18 protein-coding genes are annotated in these 19,436 nt (G+C 72.6%); 8 read left to right on the top strand and 10 right to left on the bottom strand.

Annotated features, from left to right (window positions below):
• The first annotated feature begins 103 nt into the window (after positions 1 to 103).
• Together ASD16_RS00545 and ASD16_RS00540 are read left to right on the top strand one after the other, a co-directional pair.
• Positions 104 to 1,258, top strand: a complete 1,155-nt coding sequence (locus ASD16_RS00545; RefSeq protein ID WP_055911738.1) for an LLM class flavin-dependent oxidoreductase — start codon at positions 104 to 106, stop codon at positions 1,256 to 1,258.
• A 20-nt stretch (positions 1,259 to 1,278) separates the two neighbouring features.
• On the top strand, positions 1,279 to 1,899 hold the full coding sequence (locus ASD16_RS00540; protein ID WP_055911735.1) for an FMN reductase: 621 nt from the start codon (positions 1,279 to 1,281) through the stop codon (positions 1,897 to 1,899).
• A 139-nt stretch (positions 1,900 to 2,038) separates the two neighbouring features.
• Here the strand turns inward: ASD16_RS00540 and ASD16_RS00535 are convergent, their stop codons facing one another.
• The gene (locus ASD16_RS00535) at positions 2,039 to 2,389 is read right to left on the bottom strand and encodes an adhesin (protein WP_369817886.1); all 351 of its coding nucleotides are present in this window, start codon (positions 2,387 to 2,389) and stop codon (positions 2,039 to 2,041) included.
• 115 nt (positions 2,390 to 2,504) lie between these two features.
• On the opposite strand from ASD16_RS00535, the gene ASD16_RS21630 reads away from it, so the two are divergent.
• The gene (locus tag ASD16_RS21630) at positions 2,505 to 2,894 is read left to right on the top strand and encodes a nitroreductase family deazaflavin-dependent oxidoreductase (protein WP_055911732.1); all 390 of its coding nucleotides are present in this window, start codon (positions 2,505 to 2,507) and stop codon (positions 2,892 to 2,894) included.
• Positions 2,895 to 2,902: 8 nt separating this feature from the next.
• On the top strand, positions 2,903 to 3,277 hold the full coding sequence (locus tag ASD16_RS00525; protein WP_055911729.1) for an iron chaperone: 375 nt from the start codon (positions 2,903 to 2,905) through the stop codon (positions 3,275 to 3,277).
• A gap of 9 nt (positions 3,278 to 3,286) precedes the next feature.
• Here the strand turns inward: ASD16_RS00525 and ASD16_RS00520 are convergent, their stop codons facing one another.
• Positions 3,287 to 4,042: a M15 family metallopeptidase gene (locus ASD16_RS00520; protein WP_082570523.1), complete on the bottom strand. Its 756-nt coding sequence runs from the start codon at positions 4,040 to 4,042 to the stop codon at positions 3,287 to 3,289.
• 121 nt (positions 4,043 to 4,163) lie between these two features.
• Positions 4,164 to 4,445 carry a hypothetical protein gene (locus ASD16_RS21625; protein ID WP_157453744.1) on the bottom strand — a complete coding sequence of 94 codons (282 nt, stop codon included), beginning with the start codon at positions 4,443 to 4,445 and terminating at the stop codon, positions 4,164 to 4,166.
• Between the two features lie 144 nt (positions 4,446 to 4,589).
• Between ASD16_RS21625 and ASD16_RS00510 the strand changes: the two genes are divergently transcribed.
• Positions 4,590 to 6,071 carry an HNH endonuclease signature motif containing protein gene (locus ASD16_RS00510; RefSeq protein WP_157453743.1) on the top strand — a complete coding sequence of 494 codons (1,482 nt, stop codon included), beginning with the start codon at positions 4,590 to 4,592 and terminating at the stop codon, positions 6,069 to 6,071.
• Between the two features lie 294 nt (positions 6,072 to 6,365).
• Here ASD16_RS00510 and ASD16_RS00505 read toward each other — a convergent pair whose 3' ends face one another.
• Complete coding sequence (locus ASD16_RS00505) at positions 6,366 to 7,715, bottom strand: ricin-type beta-trefoil lectin domain protein (RefSeq protein WP_055911720.1); 1,350 nt, start codon at positions 7,713 to 7,715, stop codon at positions 6,366 to 6,368.
• A gap of 225 nt (positions 7,716 to 7,940) precedes the next feature.
• On the opposite strand from ASD16_RS00505, the gene ASD16_RS00500 reads away from it, so the two are divergent.
• Positions 7,941 to 8,294 (top strand): MmcQ/YjbR family DNA-binding protein, encoded by a 354-nt coding sequence (locus tag ASD16_RS00500; protein WP_055911717.1) that lies wholly within the window; start codon positions 7,941 to 7,943, stop codon positions 8,292 to 8,294.
• A gap of 7 nt (positions 8,295 to 8,301) precedes the next feature.
• Here the strand turns inward: ASD16_RS00500 and ASD16_RS00495 are convergent, their stop codons facing one another.
• Complete coding sequence (locus ASD16_RS00495; RefSeq protein ID WP_055911707.1) at positions 8,302 to 8,643, bottom strand: YnfA family protein; 342 nt, start codon at positions 8,641 to 8,643, stop codon at positions 8,302 to 8,304.
• Positions 8,644 to 8,912: 269 nt separating this feature from the next.
• Here ASD16_RS00495 and ASD16_RS00490 point away from each other — a divergent pair, with 269 nt between their 5' ends.
• The gene (locus ASD16_RS00490; protein ID WP_055911705.1) at positions 8,913 to 10,190 is read left to right on the top strand and encodes an alpha-amylase family glycosyl hydrolase; all 1,278 of its coding nucleotides are present in this window, start codon (positions 8,913 to 8,915) and stop codon (positions 10,188 to 10,190) included.
• Between the two features lie 92 nt (positions 10,191 to 10,282).
• On the opposite strand, the gene ASD16_RS00485 is transcribed toward ASD16_RS00490, so the two are convergent.
• Positions 10,283 to 12,310 (bottom strand): glycosyl hydrolase family 28-related protein, encoded by a 2,028-nt coding sequence (locus ASD16_RS00485; RefSeq protein WP_055911702.1) that lies wholly within the window; start codon positions 12,308 to 12,310, stop codon positions 10,283 to 10,285.
• 271 nt (positions 12,311 to 12,581) lie between these two features.
• On the bottom strand, positions 12,582 to 14,063 hold the full coding sequence (locus tag ASD16_RS00480; protein ID WP_055911699.1) for a glycosyltransferase family 39 protein: 1,482 nt from the start codon (positions 14,061 to 14,063) through the stop codon (positions 12,582 to 12,584).
• Positions 14,064 to 14,122: 59 nt separating this feature from the next.
• On the opposite strand from ASD16_RS00480, the gene ASD16_RS00475 reads away from it, so the two are divergent.
• The gene (locus ASD16_RS00475; protein WP_200942787.1) at positions 14,123 to 14,899 is read left to right on the top strand and encodes an aldo/keto reductase; all 777 of its coding nucleotides are present in this window, start codon (positions 14,123 to 14,125) and stop codon (positions 14,897 to 14,899) included.
• A 9-nt stretch (positions 14,900 to 14,908) separates the two neighbouring features.
• Here ASD16_RS00475 and ASD16_RS00470 read toward each other — a convergent pair whose 3' ends face one another.
• From ASD16_RS00470 to ASD16_RS00460, 3 genes are read right to left on the bottom strand one after another with little or no spacing between them, the layout of a single operon-like run.
• Positions 14,909 to 16,396: a PQQ-binding-like beta-propeller repeat protein gene (locus ASD16_RS00470; RefSeq protein ID WP_055911697.1), complete on the bottom strand. Its 1,488-nt coding sequence runs from the start codon at positions 16,394 to 16,396 to the stop codon at positions 14,909 to 14,911.
• 21 nt (positions 16,397 to 16,417) lie between these two features.
• On the bottom strand, positions 16,418 to 17,902 hold the full coding sequence (locus ASD16_RS00465; protein ID WP_055911695.1) for a PQQ-binding-like beta-propeller repeat protein: 1,485 nt from the start codon (positions 17,900 to 17,902) through the stop codon (positions 16,418 to 16,420).
• 28 nt (positions 17,903 to 17,930) lie between these two features.
• Positions 17,931 to 19,388 (bottom strand): PQQ-binding-like beta-propeller repeat protein, encoded by a 1,458-nt coding sequence (locus tag ASD16_RS00460; RefSeq protein WP_055911691.1) that lies wholly within the window; start codon positions 19,386 to 19,388, stop codon positions 17,931 to 17,933.
• Positions 19,389 to 19,436 lie beyond the last annotated feature (48 nt).

The following is a 19,436-nucleotide window of genomic DNA, read 5'->3' as shown; positions in this document are numbered from 1 at the left end:
GACAGGCGCCTGGTTGCGGGCGTGGGAATAGGTGAGGGAGTGGCCCTGTTGAGCGGCAAGTACATGCAAACGCATGGACCTCATTCCCTTAGCGAGGCGCGAGATGCAGTTCGGGATCTTCACCGTCGGCGACGTCACCACCGATCCGACCACCGGCCGGACGCCGGACGACACGGAGCGCGTGCGCGCGATGCTCACCATCGCCCAGCACGCCGACGAGGCGGGGCTGGACGTCTTCGCGACCGGCGAGCACCACAACCCGCCGTTCGTCCCCTCGTCGCCCACCACCATGCTCGGCTACCTCGCGGGCACGACGAAGAACATCATCCTGTCGACCGCGACGACGCTGATCACCACCAACGACCCGGTGCGACTGGCCGAGGAGTACGCGATGCTCCAGGTCATCTCCGACGGCCGCATGGACCTCATGATGGGCCGCGGCAACACCGGTCCCGTCTACCCGTGGTTCGGCCAGGACATCCGCCAGGGCATCCCGCTGGCCATCGAGAACTACGCGCTGCTCCGCCGCCTCTGGGAGGAGGACGTCGTGGACTGGCAGGGCAAGTTCCGCACCCCGCTGCAGGGCTTCACGTCGACCCCGCGGCCGCTCGACGGCGTCCCGCCGTTCGTGTGGCACGGCTCGATCCGCAGCCCCGAGATCGCCGAGCAGGCCGCGTTCTACGGCGACGGCTTCCTGCACAACGCGATCTTCTGGCCGCTCGAGCACGCCGCGCAGATGGTCAACTTCTACCGCCAGCGCTACGAGCACCACGGGCACGGCCAGGCCGACCAGGCGATCGTCGGGCTCGGCGGGCAGGTGTTCATGAACAAGAACTCGCAGGACGCGGTCACGCAGTTCCGGCCGTACTTCGACAACGCGCCCGTCTACGGGCACGGTCCGGCGATGGAGGACTTCATGCGCGACACCCCGCTGACCGTGGGCAGCCCCCAGCAGGTCATCGACCGCTACGGGAAGTTCCGCGAGCAGGTCGGGCACTACCAGCGCCAGATGTTCCTCATGGACCACGCGGGACTCCCGCTGAAGACCGTGCTGGAGCAGATCGACATCCTCGCGACCGAGGTCGTCCCGGTGCTGCGCGCCGAGGCCGAGTCCGCGCGTCCCGCGCACGTGCCGGCGGACCCGCCGTCGCACGCCTCCCGTGTCGCGGCCGCCCTCGCCGCGGGTACGGTGCACGAGCAGGTCGTCGCCGAGGACACCTTCACGGGCCTCCGGGCCGAAGACACGCTCTCTTCTTGATGTTGGGGAAAGGCTTCACGATGAGCACCCGCTCCATCGTCGTCATCTCGGCCGGGCTGTCCCAGCCCTCGTCGACGCGTCTGCTGGCCGACCGCCTCGCCGACGCGACCGTCACCGAGCTCGCCGCTCGCGGCATCACCGCGAACGTCGAGCACGTCGAGCTGCGCGACACCGCCCACGAGGTGGTCAACATGACCCTCTCCGGCTTCGCCTCCGGCCCGCTCAAGGACGTCCTCGAGAAGGTCGCGGCCGCCGACGGCGTCATCGCCGTCACGCCGATCTTCTCCGCGTCGTACTCGGGGCTGTTCAAGTCGTTCGTCGACATCCTCGACAAGGACGCCCTCGTCGGGCGGCCTGTGCTCGTCGGCGCGACCGGTGGCACCGGCCGGCACTCGCTGGCGCTCGAGTACGCGCTGCGGCCGCTGTTCGCGTACCTGCGGGCCGACGTCGCCGGGACGGCCGTGTTCGCGGCAACCGACGACTGGGCCGACGGTGGCGGCGACGACGTCAACCCGCTCCCCCAGCGCATCCGTCGCGCCGGGCGCGAGCTCGCCGAGATGGTCGCCGACCGGGAGCCGTCCGCGCCCGTGGGCCTCTACGACGCGGTGCCGTCGTTCGAGCAGCTGCTCGGCGGCGCCTGACCACTGACAGACCCGATGGCCCGACGCGCTCGCGTCGGGCCATCGGTGTTGCTGCACGCACGACGACGGCGAGGACCTCGGAGGGGGAGGGGTCCTCGCCGTCGTTCTGTCGCGCGGCGCGCTTGCCGCTCTGGCGGGCTTACTGCTGCGGGCCGAGCGTGAACATCGTGCCGTCGGCGGCGGGCTCGACGTCCAGGCGCTGGTCCGCCAGGGTCACGGACGCCTCAGGGTCGACGTACACGCGGGTCGACCCGTCGGTCACGACGTCGTCGCCGGGGAACGGCTCCGGGACGAGCGCCAGCGCGAAGCCGCCGGCCTCCTGCTGCGCGATCCGCAGGCCCCCGGTCTCGTCGGGAAGGCCGGCCTTCGTCGTGAGCGTGTGGACGGCGGTACGGGCGGTGTCGGTCAGGGTGAGCACGAGGCTCTCCTCTCGGTTGCCGGTGGCGCCACCCTCGCGGGCGGCTCGATCGGACGCCTCCACCGTGCTCATGCCCGCGAGGTGCGTGCAACTCCGGGTCCGCTGGGCGAGACCACGGGTGTCCAGACCGCCCCTGGGCTCGCTCACCCCGTGCGGTCCCCCTACCCTGCGCACTACCGTCGAGGTCATGCCGATCCCGCTCTGGGTCACGCGGGTCAACCGCCGGGTGACGAACCCGTTGCTGGGGACGATCTCCGACCGGGTCTGGCCCATGGCGACCCTCCACCACGTCGGGCGCAGCAGCGGTCGCCGGTACCGCACCCCCGTCTTCGCGTTCACCACGCCACGAGGTCTCGTCATCGCGCTGACCTACGGCACGCAGGTCCAGTGGCTGCGGAACCTCGAGGCCGCGGGCGGGGCGCGGATGGTGCGACGAGGACGCGTGCTCGTCCTCAGCACACCCGTCCGGCTGCACGGGGACGACGGCGCCCGGCTCGTGCCTGCTGTCATCCGCACCGGTCTGCGCGTGATGCGGGTCGACGACTTCGTCGAGGTCACCGTTCGAACCCACCCGTAGGAGGAGCCATGGTGCGCGAGGGCTACCCGGCCAGCACGGTCGACGAGTACCTCGATGCTGTCCCGCCCGAGCAGGGAGCTGCCCTGCGCCTGGTGCGCGACCGGCTGCTCGACGTCGTCCCCGACGCCGAGCAGGTCATCTCCTACCAGGTGCCGACCATCCGATACCGCGGCACCGGGCTCGTCGCCCTGTCCGTCGCGCGGACCCACTGCAGCCTGCACCTGATGAGCCCACCGCTGGCGAAGGCGCTTGCCGACGTGCTCGACGAGGGGAAGATCTCCGGGGCGACCCTGCAGTTCGACGCCGGGTCGCCGCTCAGCGCCGAGACCGTGCGGATCGTCGCCGAGCGACGCATGGCGGAGGTCGACGCGCGGCTCGGCTGAGGGGCGCCCTCACCGGCCCGACGGCGAGAAGTGCTGGTAGTCGACCGGGGAGTCCCAGTCGCCACCCCAGAGCCACCCCACCGCGGCGAACGCCCGGACCACCTCGTCGCCGTCGTGGATCACGCCCGGGCGGTCGGGACGGCTCACGAACGCCCGCCCGGCGCTCGGCCCCACCGACGAGCCGGACACGTACGGGTTCTCCACCGGGTTGACGTCGATCGCCCGCCCGTACGCATGCTCCGACCAGCCCGTGCCGCCCGTGATCGCCCGGCAGTTGAACGCCGACGTGTTGTCCGCGTCCATCGAGGCGTCGTCACTGGCTCCGAAGTCGTCGACCAGCCGCATCGACCGGACCGGGTAGCCCGCGTCGAACAGCGCCCGGAACACCGTCACCATGTCCTCCGCCGCATCCGCGTGCACCACCAGCTCGCCCTGCGCCTTCTCCCCGTCGAAGTCGCGGTGGGTGACCGTGACGTAGCGGAGGTCCTCCAGCGGGACCGGGCACCCCGGGCGCCACGACGGCTCCATGCGGGTTGCCAGGTCCGGGGTGATCTCCGAGATCGTGGACGTGAAGTCCGGCGGCGGCACGACGACCACCGGCGCATCCGCGACGTCCGCCACCGCCGGGGCCGTCACCGGTGCCGAGCTGGGTGTCACCGTCGCCGGCGCGGCCGTCGGGGCGCGGCTCGCCTGCGACGACGCACAGGACACGCAGGCCGCACAGAGCAGCGCGACGCCCATCACGACGATGCCCCGCGGACCCATGCCATCCACTATCCCGCGACGCACCGCACGGAGGCCCCGCATCGTCCTGCGCGCCTCTCGCGCTCGAAGCCTGCTGCCCGCACCCCACCCTCATGCGCTCGGAACCCCCCGCCCAGCTCGCTCACACCAGGCCGCGGCGGCTGCCGATGATCCCCGACGACACCGTGGTGCCCGCCCAGAGCTCGGTGTCCGTGCACCCCTCCGCGCAGTGCATCCCGCACGTCGGGCAGACCCAGAGCGTGTGGTGCCGGTCGACGGTGCACCCGCACGTGACGAACCGCTCCGACGGCCGGCCCGGCCCGCTCGTCGTCCACCGATGACCGGCGGGGCAGCCGCTCGGGGGCACCCGCACCCAGCCGCGTGGCGTCCGCTGCCACTTCGACCAATCGATCTCCCGAGCCATCGAACAAGTGTACGAGTCGCTTCCGCGCCGCCCTCCGGTGCTGTTCGCGTTTGTGCAGGTCAGCGGCGAATGTCAGTGGTCGATCGTACAGTTGTTCTATGCCCGAACGGGTGAACTCTCCGGACGAGATCGGCGGTGGCGGCGGTGACAGCAGTGCTCGAGGACCGACTCGACGCCACGGATCTCGCGTGCGATCTCGCCGGCGTCGCGGCCTCACCGGGCGGCGCGCAGGCGGCAGCCTCGCGCGTCGTGAATCTCCGGGAGGTTCCCGCGTTCCCGATCCCAGCCGTCGAGATCGGTGCGCTGGCCTCGATGCTGTCCACGGTGCCGGTCGCGGACGTCTCGGACGTGGCCCTGGTGAACATGGTCTCGGCGTGGCAGCAGGTCCTGAACATGGCCCAGGCCGCGCAGGCCGAGGTGATCCGCGAGATCGAGGCTCGCACCACCGACGCCCTCGCTCGGGTCCCCGACGAGGTCGCCTGCGCCCTGGCGTGCACCCGGCGCGCCGCGACCGACCTGTTCCTGCGCGCCTGGGGCGCCGGGCAGCACCCCTCGCTGACGGACGCGTGGGCCAGAGGCGCCGTCGACGCGCGCAAGGTCGACGTCATCCTCGCCGAGACCGTGCACGCCGCCCCGGATGCCGTCGGCGCGGTGATCACCGACGCCGTGGCCCGCGCCGGGGACCTGACCGCTCCGCAGCTCACCCGGCACGTGCGCGCAGCAGTGATTGCGACAGGCCCGCACGTCGCCGAGAGACGCCGCGTGGCCGAACGAAGCAGGCGCTCGGTCGAGCTGGTCCTGGCGCCTGACGCGATGGCCCGCCTGGTCGCCTATCTGCCCGCCGAGCACGCCACTGCCGCGTTCACCGCGATCGACGCCCTCGCCGGGCACGCCGCAGTGGACGGTGACGACCGCACCGTGGACCAGCGCCGTGCCGACGCGTTCACCGACATCTTCACCAGCATCCTGGACCGGCAGACGACGCCCGACGGCACCCCTCTGCCTCGGCGGCACGGACAACGCGCCAGCATCCAGGTCACGGTCGCCGCCACCACCCTGCTCGGCCTGGACGACCACCCCGCGACCCTCGGCTCCTACGGCCCCATCCCTGCCCAGGTCGCCCGCGAGCTCGCCCAGGACGCCACCTGGCGCCGCATCGTGACCGACCCCACCGGACAGGCCGCCCACCTCAGCACCGCCACCTACCGCCCCGGCGCCGACCTGACTCGCACGGTGGCCGCGCGCGACCGCACGTGCACGTTCCCCGGCTGCCGCCAACCCGCTGCACGGTGCGAGATCGACCATCGCGAGCCCTACGACCACGCCCGAGCTCCGGGCCGGCCCGCCGACGCACCCCCTGGGGACGGAGCCGACGCACGACCGGGTGGACCATCCCCGACCTCTCTGGAGAACCTGCACGCCTTGTGCAAGCACCATCACCAGGCTAAGACCAGGCGGTGGTGGAAGGTGACCTGGGACCCCATGACCGGAGTGTCGACCTGGACAGATCGCCACGGCCTGACCTACGCCCGCCAACCCGAACGCATCCACACCACCCCGGACGCCTTCGAGCACCGACCACCCCCGCCGCCCGGCCTGGGCGACCTCGGCGACCCACCCTTCTGACGAGCGACCTGACGCCTGACGCCTGACGCCCTGGCGCCCTGACGCCCTGACGCCCTGACGCCCTGACGCCCTGAGTGATTCTGCCCATCGTGGCGTACGCCGCCGTGGCGCCGGAGTGTTCACGGTAGGTCTGTCGGGCGACGAGGTGGCGACGACGTGCAAGGTCCTGGCTGTCCCCACAGAGGGCTCGCGATCGCGGGGGGGACGAGCGTGGTGGCGAACGGGCTCACGCCACAGTCCGGGGGTCGAGGCTTGTCTGCCTCGACCCCCGAGCTGTGCCCTAGCCGGGCGTGCTCAGACGCGCAGGCTCCACTGCTGGTTGGCGGCTCCGGTGCAGGACCAGAGCTGGAGCTTCGTGCCGTTGGCGGTGCCGAGGGCGGAGGCGTCCAGGCACAGCCCCGACAGCACGCTGGTGATCGTGCCGTTGGAGTTGACGTTCCACTGCTGGTTGTTCTGACCGTTGCAGTCCCAGATGATCGCGGCGGTGCCGTTGGCGGTGCCGCGGCCGGACGCGTCGAGGCACTTGTTGCCGTACACGGTCAGCTGCTTGCCCGAGGTGTACGTCCAGCGCTGGTTGGTCCGGCCGTTGCAGTCCCACAGGGTGGTCTGCGTGCCGTTGGTGGTCACCGCGCCCGGGACGTCCACGCACCGGTTGGACTGTCCGCCGACGATCGTGACGTTCTGCTGCGTCCCGCCCGTCGGGGTCGGCGTCGGTGTCGGTGTCGGCTGCGGCCCGGACTGGAACTGCGCGAAGAAGTCCCACACCACCTGCCGCGTCCACGACTTCTCACCCGGGGCGTAGCCGTCGGCGGTCCCGTCGACGGCGTTGGGGGCGTGCGGGCCGTCGAAGGCTCCCCACACCACGGGGTACCCGGCACGGCAGCCGGAGTAGGCCGTGACGACGTGCGTCAGGCTGCCCGCCGCGGGCTCGCGCGGGTTCTGAGGCGTGCAGCCGTTGTTCCGCACGAACCGGTCACGCAGCGCTCGGCCCTGCGAGATGTTGAGCACGTTGTCCCGCAGGCCGTGGATGCCGATGTAGGCGATCGGTTCGGTGCCGCCGCTGCACCCGCTGAGCTGGCCACCGGCGTAGACCGCGACGGCCCGGAAGACCGACGCCCGGCTGCACGCGATGGAGTAGCTCATGCCGCCGCCGTAGCTGAAGCCCATGGCGAAGAGCTGCGTGGTGTCGACGCACAGGCCGTTCTGGATCGTCCGGACCATGTCGTCGACGAACGTCAGGTCCCGGTTGTTGGTGTTGGCCCAGCCGGCGTTGAGGCCCTGCGGTGCGACGAAGATCGCGCTGTTGTTCGACAGGGCGCGGATCCCGTAGTACGACCAGGGGTACCCGCTCGTCCCGCCGGAGTCGACGTCGTTGGCGGAGCCGCCGTTCCAGTGGAACCCGAAGACGAGCCGGTACGGGCGGTTGGGGTCGTAGTTCTCGGGCACGCGCAGGATGTAGGTGCGGTTCTGGCCGCCGCTCTGGATCGTCTTCGTCCCGCTGGTCAGCGTCGGCGCCTTGCCGCATCCGGCGGTCGGTGCCGCCGACGCGGCCGTGACGCTGCCGCTGGGGCCGCCGCTGATCATGCCCAGCACGACGAGCGTCACGACCGCGACCGCGCCGGCCACGGATCTGAGTCTCAACATGGCTACTCCTTGTGCCGCCCTCAGGGTCGGCCTACGTCGATGGTTCCGGGGGCGGACGTCGATGTCCGCCATGGAGAATCCGCAAAGGTATGACGTGCGACGTCAGACGTTAGGACGCGCACGGAGGACCGTCAACGCAGGTCACCGCCGAAAGGTTTAGACGGCCGGAGCGGTGGCAGGGGGCCTCGATGGCTCGGTGTCGGTCCCCTCCGACAGGATGGGCGGATGAACCTGGAGGACGCCCGGCGCTCGGCGCTCGCGCTGCCCGAGGTCACCGAGAGGCAGAGCTGGGGGCAGCCGGCGTGGTTCCACCGGAACCTGGTGGCCCGCCTGTGGGACGAGGACCGGCTCACGGTCCGGGTCGAGGACGACGGCGAGCGGCTCGCCCTGGTGGAGCAGGAGCCAGCGCTCTACTCGACCACCGACCATCACGCGGGCACCAACCTGGTGCTGATCACGATGGACGTGGTGGACGCCGAGACGCTGCGGGCACACCTCGCGGAGTCGTGGTGGTGGGCGGCACCGCCGGTACTGCGGCGCCGGTACCCGCACCTCGGGCCACCGGAGGAGACCTCCTGACGCGAGGTCAGCTGCCCGAGGGCCTCGGCCCGTACATGATCAGGGCGACGCCGACCATGCAGACCAGGGCGCCGATGATGTCCCAGCGGTCGGGGACGAAGTCGTCGGCGACCATCCCCCAGGCCAGCGACCCGACGACGAACACACCGCCGTACGCGGCGAGGATGCGGCCGAAGTGGGCATCGGGCTGCAGGGTCGCGACGAACCCGTACACGCCGAGCGCGATGACGCCGGCACCGATCCACGCCCAGCCCCGGTGCTCCCGCACGCCCTGCCAGATCAGCCACGCACCGGCGATCTCGAGCACCGCGGCGGCGGCGAAGAGCACCACGGACCGCGCGACGGTCATCGGTTCCTCCAGCCGAGTGGGGTGCCGGGACGCAGGTCCGGCGCGATGGCCCGACCCTATCCGGGGCGAGAGCACGCGAGGTGCGCACCGGGCACCGGCAGGGATGAGCCTGCCGCACGAGGCGCTCGGCGAGCCGGAGGCGGGTCGACCGCCACTCCGACGGCACGAGCCCTGCAAGGGGCACCGCCACGTCCGGCGGCACGGGCACTGCGGTCGGCACCGCCACGGCCTACGCTCGACGACGAGCTACGACGGGGACGAGGGAGCAGATGACCGAGCCCGACTGGGTCCGACACGCGATCTGGTGGCACGTCTACCCGCTCGGGGCCGTCGGCGCGTTCCCGGGCGAACCGCCCGGTCCCGAGGAGCACCGACTTCGTCGCCTCGTCGCGTGGCTCGACCACGTCGTCACGCTCGGCGCCTCGGGCATCCTGCTCGGTCCGGTGTTCGCGTCGACCACGCACGGCTACGACACCGTGGACCACCTGCGCATCGACCCGCGTCTCGGCGACGACGACGACCTCGACGACCTCGTCGCGGAGGCACACGGCCGTGGCCTGAAGGTCGTGCTCGACGGGGTGTTCAACCACGTGGGCCGAGACTCGGCGATCGCCCGGCGCTCGGTCGACGCGATCGAGGGCCGGTCCGACGACGAGGTCTGGCTGCTGCGCGACGACGCCGGCGGGTTCGTCGGCTTCGAGGGGCACGACGCGCTGGTCACCCTGGACCACGGGCACCCGTCGGTCGTGGACTACGTGGTCCGCGTCATGAACCACTGGCTTGACCGCGGTGCGGACGGGTGGCGACTCGATGCGGCGTACGCGGTGCCGACGGCGTTCTGGGCGCAGGTCCTCCCCCGCGTGCGTGCCGAGCACCCGGACGCGTGGTTCGTCGCGGAGGTCATCCACGGCGACTACCCCGCGTTCGTGCAGGACTCGACGGTCGACTCGGTCACGCAGTACGAGCTGTGGAAGGCGATCTGGAGCTCCATCAGCGACGCCAACCTGTGGGAGCTGGCCTGGTCGCTGACGCGCCACGACGAGTTCCTGGAGTCGTTCGCGCCGCAGACGTTCGTCGGCAACCACGACACCACGCGCATCGCGAGCACCATCGAGGACCCTCGCCACCGGGCGCACGCGGTCGTGGTGCTGTGCACCGTGGGCGGCACCCCGACGGTCTACGCGGGCGACGAGCTCGGGTTCACCGGGGTCAAGGAGGAGCGGGAGGGTGGCGACGACGCCGTCCGGCCCGAGCTCGCTCCCGACGGTCCCGGCGACGGCGACGACCACGTCCTGCGGGTCCACCAGGAGCTGATCGGGCTGCGCCGTCGCCACCCGTGGCTGCACCGGGCGCGGACCACGCAGGTCGAGCTCACCAACACCACGTTCGTGTACGAGGTGCGCGACGGGGACGACGCGCTGCTCGTGGCGCTGAACCTGGGCGACGAGCCGTTCGCCCGGCCGGGCGGCGAGGTGCTCGCGGCCGATGACGACACGCGCGGACGGTCCGACGTCGCACCGCACGGGTGGGCGATCGTCGCCCCGTAGCGCGCCCCCCGTCGCGCCGGCGCGGCGAGGCGGCGTCCCGGTACCCAGCCGGAACACCGCCTCGCCTCACCGCACCCCCAGCGGTGGTCCTGCTACCAGGGCGACGGCGCGGGGGGCGCCACGACCGGTGGCCGGTCGTCGCAGGTGATGGTGTTCGGCAGCTGCCACGACCCGAACCACGGACCGGTGGTGCCGCCGCCGTCGTTGCCGCTGAGGTCGATCGACGACCACTCGGACCCCGTGGGCGGGAAGTTGAACGACCCACAGTTGTTGATGCCGACGGCACCGACGTTGCGGGCGTCCACGTTCTCGAACGTGGCGGACCCGGCGGCCCGCGCGCTGAGCACCGACGTCCCGGTGCCGTCGACGCGGATGTCCTTGAAGTGGACGTTGGTGACCGACCAGAGGTCCTTCACCGGCCAGTCGGCGACGACCATGATCGCGTTGTAGGTGCTGTCGAGGAAGTGGTCGCCGACCACCTGGATGTCCGCGTCGATGTTCCCCTGGAGTGCGTAGAACCAGATCGCCCCGAGCCCGATGTTCCAGTTGAGCTCGTAGGTGCCGGCGCGGACGGTCGTGTTGTCGGTGATCCACAGGCTGCCCGAGAAGGGCTCGGCGCCGAACCGGGACCCGACCTGGATGCCGCTGCCCTCGCGGACCGGGTCGGCGACGAGGTTGCCGACGAGCGTCGTGTCGTGGCCGCCGTAGATGGCGATGCCGTTGGCGAGCGTCGGCGTCTGGACCGTGTTGTTCTCGAACCGGTTGCCGGAGTTCGTGGTGGTCTCGGCCCACATGGCGAGGCCGTCGTCGCCGGTGTTCCGGACGACGTTGTTCGACGCGACGGAGTTGGTGACGCCGGTGTGGAAGTTGAGCCCGTCGGCGATCTGGTCGACGAGATAGCTGTTCTTCACGACGAGGTTGTCCATCGGGCCGTCCACCCACACGCCCACCTTGGTGTGCTGGATGTAGAGCCCGTCCACGGTGGAGTCGCTCAGGGCGCCGCCGATGCCGTTGACCTGGTCGGTGTCGATGCGTTCGCGCACGTCACCCTGGATGGCGAACCCGGACAGGTGCACGTTGCTGCTGCCACCCTCGGCGGCGGGCTTCCCGTAGAAGCCGACGCCGGTGTGGACGGAGCCGTCGGGTGCCGGGGTGGACAGCGCCACCTCGCGACCGCGGATGGTGGTGTACCAGGACCCGGCGCCCTCGATCGTCACGTCGTCGACGACGATGTGGCGGTTCACCTGGTAGACCCCCGGCGGCACGTAGACCGGCAGGTCCTTCTTCTGCGCGAACGCGATGGCCTTGTCGAAGGCGTTCGCCGAGTCCTTCTTCCCGAACGGGTCGGCGCCGAACAGCAGCACGTTCGCCGCCTTGAGCCGGACGTGCGGCAGCCCGACCAGCTCGGAGTCGAGCAGGTCGATGACCGTCCACGCGGCGTTGGTCCCGGCGGGGGCCGTGAGACGGACCGTGTCGCCGGCCCGGGCTGTCTTCCCGAGCAGCAGGCGTTGCTCGTCGTAGAAGTGCATGGGCCGGAACGGGGTGGTGACCGTCGGCGTGGGCGTCGTCGCCGCGGGCACGCACGCGCACTCCGTGATCCACCAGTCGGGGTGCAGCAGCCCGGCGTTCGGGTCGTTGCTGAACGGGTACTGGTTGTAGAGCCACGAGTACTGCGAGGTCAGCGTCATCGTCCGCTTGCCGGAGCCGTTGACGGTGACGTCGAGCGGGGCGGTGATGCCGCCGCCCGTGGCGGAGTCGGGGATCGAGTAGCGCACGGTGAGCGCGTTCGCCGCCTTGGGCAGCGTGAACTCGACGTACTGACCCGGCGCCAGCTGGACGGCCGAGCGTCCCGACGCCTCCGCGGGCAACGTGTACGCGGTCCGGTCGGGGCCGATGACCGTGCCGGTCGTGGCCGCCTTCTCCGCCTCCTGCTCCAGGAAGCCGACCGTCGCGCCGCGCCCGCTGACCAGGGCCGGGTCCAGGGCCGCCCGGGTGACCGGGGTCGGCACCGGGGCTGGGGGACGCCCGTGAGCGTGCGCGGTGCTGCCCGTCCCGACGACGACGGCGGCCGCGAGCACGAGGGCGAGACCGCGTGCCGACCAGTGGACTGTGTTCCTCACGGAGCGCCTCCTTGCGCAGCCGGGACGGCGCCGGCCGACAGGGGGGCACGGTGCCGCGTGGACGGGACACACCGTACGTTCTGGACAATCCGATAGACAAGATCGGATGGGAGAAAGCAAGAACTTACTCACATCGACGCAAGAGGCCGTCGGAACCAGGCGGTCCGGGGAGTCGTGCACGGCAGGAAGGCAGTGCAACACCCCGATCGGAGCAACCGGACGGGTTCCGGGTCGTCGGCCACGGGTCCGGCGCGCGCGCAGCCGCAGGCCGTCAGGCGTCCAGGTGGCTGACCTCGTCCCACACGTCGGCCCACGAGCCCTGCGGCCCGTCGCACACCTGGACCAGACCGCCCTGCTCCTCGTTGTCGACGTCGACCCCGTTGTCGACGCGCCCCACGTCCCGGCACCCGACCGCCCAGTCCGGCGCGGCCTCGTAGCCGACGAGCACGACCGGACCCGTCAGGTCCGTGGCCGGCGGTCCCCATGCGGCGTACCCGTTGTGCCCGCTGAACACCGGCGCGTCGGACCCGTACCACTCGAGCGCGCCGGCCTCGCCGTAGTTGCGTGTCACGACGAGCTCGGCACCGCTGTCGGCCACCGCACGGTCCACGGCGGCGGCGAGCGCGGGCCAGCCGATCATCTCCGCCTGGTCGTCGTTGAGCTCCGGGTAGACCGAGGCGCCGAACGCCTGCTCGGGCAGCAGCGGGAGGGCGGCCGGCCACGCGACGAACGCGCTCAGGGCCAGCACCGCACCGGCCACCACGAGCCCCCGTCGCGACCAGCGCTCCGCCAGCCCGCACGCACCCGCCGCCAGCAGCACCGGCACCGCGCCGACCACGTAGTACGCCTTGCCGCCGGTCACCAGGATCACGACCACCAGCACGAGGAACGCCCACGCCAGCGGCTTGGCACGCACCAGCGCCGGCACGCGCAGCAGCCGCACGAGCCCGTAGATCCACAGGGCCGCGGCCACCGGGCTGAACTGCACGAGCAGGAGGCCGACGAACTCCAGCCGCGGGCCGACCCCGGAGTACTCGTCGCGGATGTCGGCGGCGAGCTCCAGCTGCGGCCACCCGTGCGTCGCCTGCCACGCCAGGTTCGGCAGCCAGAGCAGCACCGCCAGACCGACCCCCGCCCAGGCCCACGGCGAGCGCAGGTGGTGCCGGACCTGGGGGGTCAGCGCGATGCCGACGACGACCGCCGCGAGCAGGAACGCGACGAGGTGCTTGTCCAGCAGCCCGATCCCGGTGAGCAGCCCGACCAGCAGCCACCCGCGGGGGGTGTCGCGGGACAGGGTCCGCAGCACCACGTAGACGATCGCGACCCAGAAGAGCGTGTCGATCGTGGTGGTCGACAGGATGTGCCCGAGGGTCACCACCACGACGCCGGTCCCGGTCGCGACGGCCGTGAGCAGCTGCGCCCCGGTCCCCCCGCCCAGCTCCCGGGCGGTCAGAGCGGCCAGCACGACGACCGCAGCGGCCGCGAGCGCACTCGGTAGGTGCAGGGCGACGAGCGAACCCGGTGCGAGCAGGTCCGTCACGCGCGCGATGAGCGGGGTCAGCGGCGGCTGGTCGGGGTAGCCCCACGCGAGGTGCCGGCCCGCGGCGACGAAGTAGAGCTCGTCGCGGTGCGGCCCGTACCGCCCCGACAGCGCGACGAGCGCCGCGAGCAGCACGCCCGCGGCAGTGAGCACCCCTGACCAGGCCACAGCGGGGAGCTCGCCGCGACGCCGGCCGACGTCGGCGACGACCACCCGGGGAGCGTAGCGAGACCGCCGGGCGCGGCGGGAGATGCCGAGCGAGACTGGAGCCCATGATCAACGCACCGATCCCCACCCTGGCCCTCCCGGGCGGGCAGATCCCCGTCGTCGGGCTCGGCACCTGGCAGTCGGAGGGCGGCGCGGCGGAACGCGCGGTCAGCGCGGCCCTGCAGCTCGGCTACCGGCACATCGACACCGCGACCGGCTACGGCAACGAGGCCGAGGTCGGCCGCGCCCTGGCCACCGTCGGCGTCGACCGCGACGACGTGTTCGTCACCACCAAGCTCCCCCCGGACCACGCCGGTCGCGCCCGCCGCACGCTCACCGAGTCGCTCGCAGCCCTGGGCACCGACCACCTGGACCTGTGGCTGATCCACTGGCCGCCGGGACGTCAGGCCTCCCCGGAGACGTGGCAGGTGTTCCGCGAGGTGCGCGACGAGGGTCTGGTCCGGTCGATCGGCGTGTCCAACTACTCGGTCGCGCAGCTCGACGAGCTCATCGCCGCCACCGGCGAGGCACCCGCCGTGAACCAGATCCCGTACAGCCCGCGCGACCACGACCCCGACCTGCTGGCGGCCCACCGCGAGCGTGGCGTCGTCGTCGAGGGCTACAGCCCGCTGAAGCGCACGGACCTGGGCGCGTCGGCACTCACGCAGGCTGCGGCCGCCCACGGCGTGACGCCCGCGCAGGTGGTGCTGCGCTGGCACGTCCAGCACGACGTCGTGGTCATCCCGAAGTCGACGACGCGGGAGCGCATCGCGACCAACCTCGACATCCTCGGGTTCGTGCTGACCGACGAGGAGATGGCGGCGATCGACGGGCTGGGATGACGGGCCGGGTCACCCGAGGAGGGTCACCTCGTCGGACACGTCCGACCAGCCCACGAGCAGGCCGTTGAGCAGCTGGACGTCGGCCACGCCCTGCGGGTACGGGATCGTGCGCAGCTCGTCGCCGGTCGCGAGGTCGAGGACCGTCACAGCGCCGTCGTCGGCGCCGTCGTACGACGGCGACAGCAGCAGCAGGTCGCGGCCGTCGGTGGCGAGCGAACCCGTGCCCGACGACGGCATCGGGATCCGCCAGACGACCGCGCCGCTGCGGCCGTCGACCGCGAGGACCTCGGTCGACGTGGTCACGTACACCCGACCGCGGATCACCAGCGCGTTGTAGCCCGGCTGCACCTTGGCCTCCCACAGCTCCTCACCGGTCTGGCGGTCCCACGCGTACGCGTGGGACAGGTAGGTCAGCACCATCCCCGGCAGGCTCCCGTCGTCGACGGTCACCTGCAGGGGCTCGCCCCGGAGCACGACGTCGCCGGCGGGGTCGGCGTCGCGGGCCAGCAGCGTCGTGGTCCGCGCGGTGCCGTCCGAGTAGCTGGTGATCACGAAGGTGCCCGTGACGGGGTCGGTGGTGAAGCCGGCGTTCCGGCTCGCGGCCCGGAGGTCGTCGCGGATGACGTCCCCCGTCGGCGACAGGAAGGTGAGCCCGTCGTCGTCGTACATGGCCACGGCGTCACCGGCGGCCACGAGCCCCCAGTACTCCCCCGAGGGGTCCCGACCGAGATCGCCGGCGTCGACGGGCTCCTCGTAGCGCCACCGCTCGTCGCCGCTCGTCGGGTCGTGCGCGACGACCACCACTCCGTGCTCCGCGTCCCGGGTCCCGACCACGACCAGACCGTCGACGAGGACGAGCTGCGAGGTCTCCTCGACGTCCCACCCGGTGATCACGTGCCCGTCGACCGTGTCGAGGACCACCACCCGGCTGGTGGTCGCGGGGAACCGCTCCTGCGTGCCGTCGTCGCCGTAGCGCACGAACCCGTCGGTGACCACGCAGGCCGCGACCGTCGCCGGCCTGCCTCGTGCCCCGTCGCCCTGGCAGCCGCCGCCGTAGCCGTCGTCCATGGCGGCGGCCCGGTCCGCATCCGGCCCCAGCAGCGGGGTGGACCACAGGCGCTCGCCGGTGCGCTCGTCGATCGCACTGAACGACTGCGACCCGTCCTGCGCGACCAGGATGCCGGCCAGCCGCGACCCGCCGATCTCGATGCCGGCCCAGATGCTGGTGACGTCCGCGCGACTGAGCGTGCGCAGCACCTCGAGCTCGTCGCCGAGCGGTGGGAAGACCCCCGGGACGGCGGCGAGCCGCGCGACGGCCGCGTCCTCGCGGGCGTCGAGGACCAGCTGCGCGCCGACGAGCGACAGCGCCACCGCCGCGGCACCGACCGGGACCCACCACAGGCGCCGTCGGTTCCGCGCAGGCGGCGCCGGCTGCTCGGCGACGTCGTCGTCACCGTCGAGCAGCTCGACCTCCTGCATGTCGCTCCCGCGCGCCATGGCGGGACTGTACCCGCCCGGTCACCCCAGGACGGCGACCTCCTCGAACGTCCGCGAGAACCCCACGAGGTGCCCGTGGAGCGTCCCGAGCTGGACGACGCCCTCCGGGAACCCGAACCGTCGCGTGACCTCGCCGGTGGCGAAGTCGAACCCCGTCAGGCCGCCGGGTCCGGTGGTGCCGGTGGTGAGCGAGCTGACCAGGAGGTCCTGACCGTCGGTCGCCACGCCCGCGTAGGAGCAGGATGCCGCATCGGACTCCCACACCGGCTCTCCGGAACGGCCGTCGAGCGCGATGACCGATGTCGGGCCGCACACGAAGACGTGGCCCCGCACCACGAGCACGTTGGACGCGACCGCCGCGAGGTCGCGGTCCCACCTGGGCCGGCCGGTCTCCAGGTCCCACGCGTACAGCCGGTCGCGCGAGGACAGCACGAGGCCGGGCACGCTCCCGTCGTCGACCGTCACCTGCAGGACGCGACCGAGGAGCACGCGGTCACGGGCGGGGTCGGCGTCGGGCGCGAGGAGCGTCGTCGACTCCGTCAGAGCCTCGCCGTCGGTCGACGCGCGCGGCAGGGCGGGCAGGCCGGTCCCGAGATCGGTGTACAGGGTCTCGCCCCGGACGGACTGCAGGTCCGTGCGGACGACCTCACCGCTCGCGGAGAGCACGGTCAGCCGGTCTCCGTCGAGGTACGCGGCGACCTCGCCGGCGGTGGAGAACGACCAGGACCCGGTCGGACGGGCCAGGTTGTCGGCGGGCGAGTCCTCGTGGCGCCAGAGCTCTGCCCCGGTGCGGGCGTCGTGCGCGACGATCTCGATGTCCTCATCACGGCGGAGCCCGACGAGCACCATGCCCGGCAGCACTCCGATCACGGCGTCGTGCTCCACGGGCCAGTCGGCGAGCAGGTGCCCGTCGCCCGTGTCGAGGACCGCGACCCGGCTGGTCGTCGCCGGGACGTGCTCCTCGCCCCCCGCGACGGAGAACGTGCTGTAGCCGTCGGTGATCGCGCAGACGGCCCACGTCACCGCTGGTTCGTGGGCGTCGGTACCGGGCTGGCACTCGCCTCCGCTGCTCTTCTGCCGACCGGCCGCACGGCCGGGGTTCGGCCCGAGCAGCGGTGTGGACCAGACGGCCTCGCCGGAGCGGAGGTCGGTGGCGACGAAGGCCTGGGACCCGTCCTCGCCGACGCGGATGCTCGCCCACGTCTGGTCCGGCAGCGGGATCGAGGTCAGCAGGGACCGGGTCTCCTCCTCCCCGAGCGCCCGCACGACCTCGAGCTCGTCCCCGAGCGGTTCGAGCACCCCGGGCACGGCTGCCAGCCGCGCCGCCGCCGCGTCAGCACGGGTGTCGACCACCCACTGCACACCGGCCAGCACGAGGACGAGGAGGGCCGCACCGGCGACGAGCCACCAGCGCCGCAGGCGTGGCGTCCGGCCGGCGACCGGCACGCCCGGATCGACCGGGCCGTCGACCAGCTCGACCTGCTGCGTGCTCCCGTCGCGCGCCATGTCGGGACCTTACGCGCCGGCGCGCCGGCTAGCCGAGGACCACCAGCCGGCCGTCCCGGCCCCACCCGATCAGCAGGTGCCCGACGGCGGCGCTGGACCACAGGTCGTCGGGGAACGAGACCCGCCAGAGGGAGCGGCCGTCGTCCAGGGCGACGGCTGCGAGGTTGCTGATGTTCCCCCCGCCGACGGGCTGCTCGGTCGTGACCAGCTGCCGGCCGTCCGTGACGAGGAACCCGGGCACGGTGCTCGCCACCGTGCTCGCACGCCACAGCAGGTCGCCGGTGCGACCGTCGAGCGCGGCCACCCCGCCCCGGGTGCTCACGTACACCCGTCCGTCCAGGAGGAGGGCGTTCACCGACGCGACGACGTCGGACCTCCAGCGTGCCTCGCCGGTGGCCGCGTCCCAGCCGCGCACGTCGCCGCTGGACGTCAGGACGAGGTCCGGCACGCTCCCGTCGTCGACCGTGAACGGGAGGACCTCGCCCGGCACGTCGACGTCCGCGCGGCCGCGCTCGACGAGCGTCGACAGCAGGGTGCCTGACCCGGTGGTCGAGAGCAGCACGAGGCGTCCGGCGACCGGGTCGAGCAGGTGGTCGGCGTCCCCCGGCCGGCTCTCGCGGAGCACCTCGCCCGACGACGAGAGCACCGTGGCGGTCCAGCCGGGGACCGTGACGGCGACCAGGCCGTCGACGGCGAACAGCCGCACCTCGCCCGCGAACACGCGCCGGTCGGCGCCGGGTCGCGGCGGGCTGAACCGCCAGCGGATCTCCCCCGTGAGCAGGTCCCTGGCGACCACCTCCGTCTGCGCGTCCTGCCCGGGGACCGTGACGACCGCCAGCCCGCGCAGCGCTGCGAGTGCCGTGGCACCGGGCGCGGGCGTGTCGGCGACGACGTGCCCGTCGCGGGTGTCGAGGACGACGACCCGGGTGGTCGTGGCGGGCTTGCGGGTCTCGACACCCTCGTCGCCGTACTGCACGAAGCCGTCGCTGACCAGGCACGCTGCCTGGTCCGGGGGCCCCTCGTCGACCGGCACGGCGACGCACGTGCCAGCCGCGGTCCGGTCCAGCGACCGCGCGCGGACGGGATCCGGACCGAGCAGCGGGGTGCTGAAGCGTTGCCTGCCGGTGCGCTGGTCGAGCGACACGAACGCCTGCGAGCCGTCGTCGCCGACGGCGAGCCCGAGCACCGCCCCGTCGACGTCGATGCGCTGCACGATCACCGCGGTCGCTGCCGGGTCCGGGCGCCACAGCACGCCGACGTCGGCACCGATCGACCGCACGACCCCCGGCGTCGCGTCGAGCCGCTCGGCGGCCGCCCGCTCCCGCGCGTCGAGGACGACCTGCGTGCCGGCGAGCACGGCGACGACGACGACGACGGTGCCGACGACCCACGGCCACGCGGCCCGGCGGCGGGCAGGGGGTTCCGGGGACGGGACCGGAACCTCCGACTCGTCGAGCTCCACGTGCTGCATCGCACCGCGCGACATGGCCGGACACTAACCCCGCGGCGGCTCGGCGGCGCGCGCAGACCGGGT

It is taken from the genome of Cellulomonas sp. Root485 (assembly GCF_001426705.1).
In the GTDB taxonomy this organism is placed as follows: domain Bacteria; phylum Actinomycetota; class Actinomycetes; order Actinomycetales; family Cellulomonadaceae; genus Cellulomonas.
This window is presented reverse-complemented; position numbering and strand designations above follow the sequence as displayed.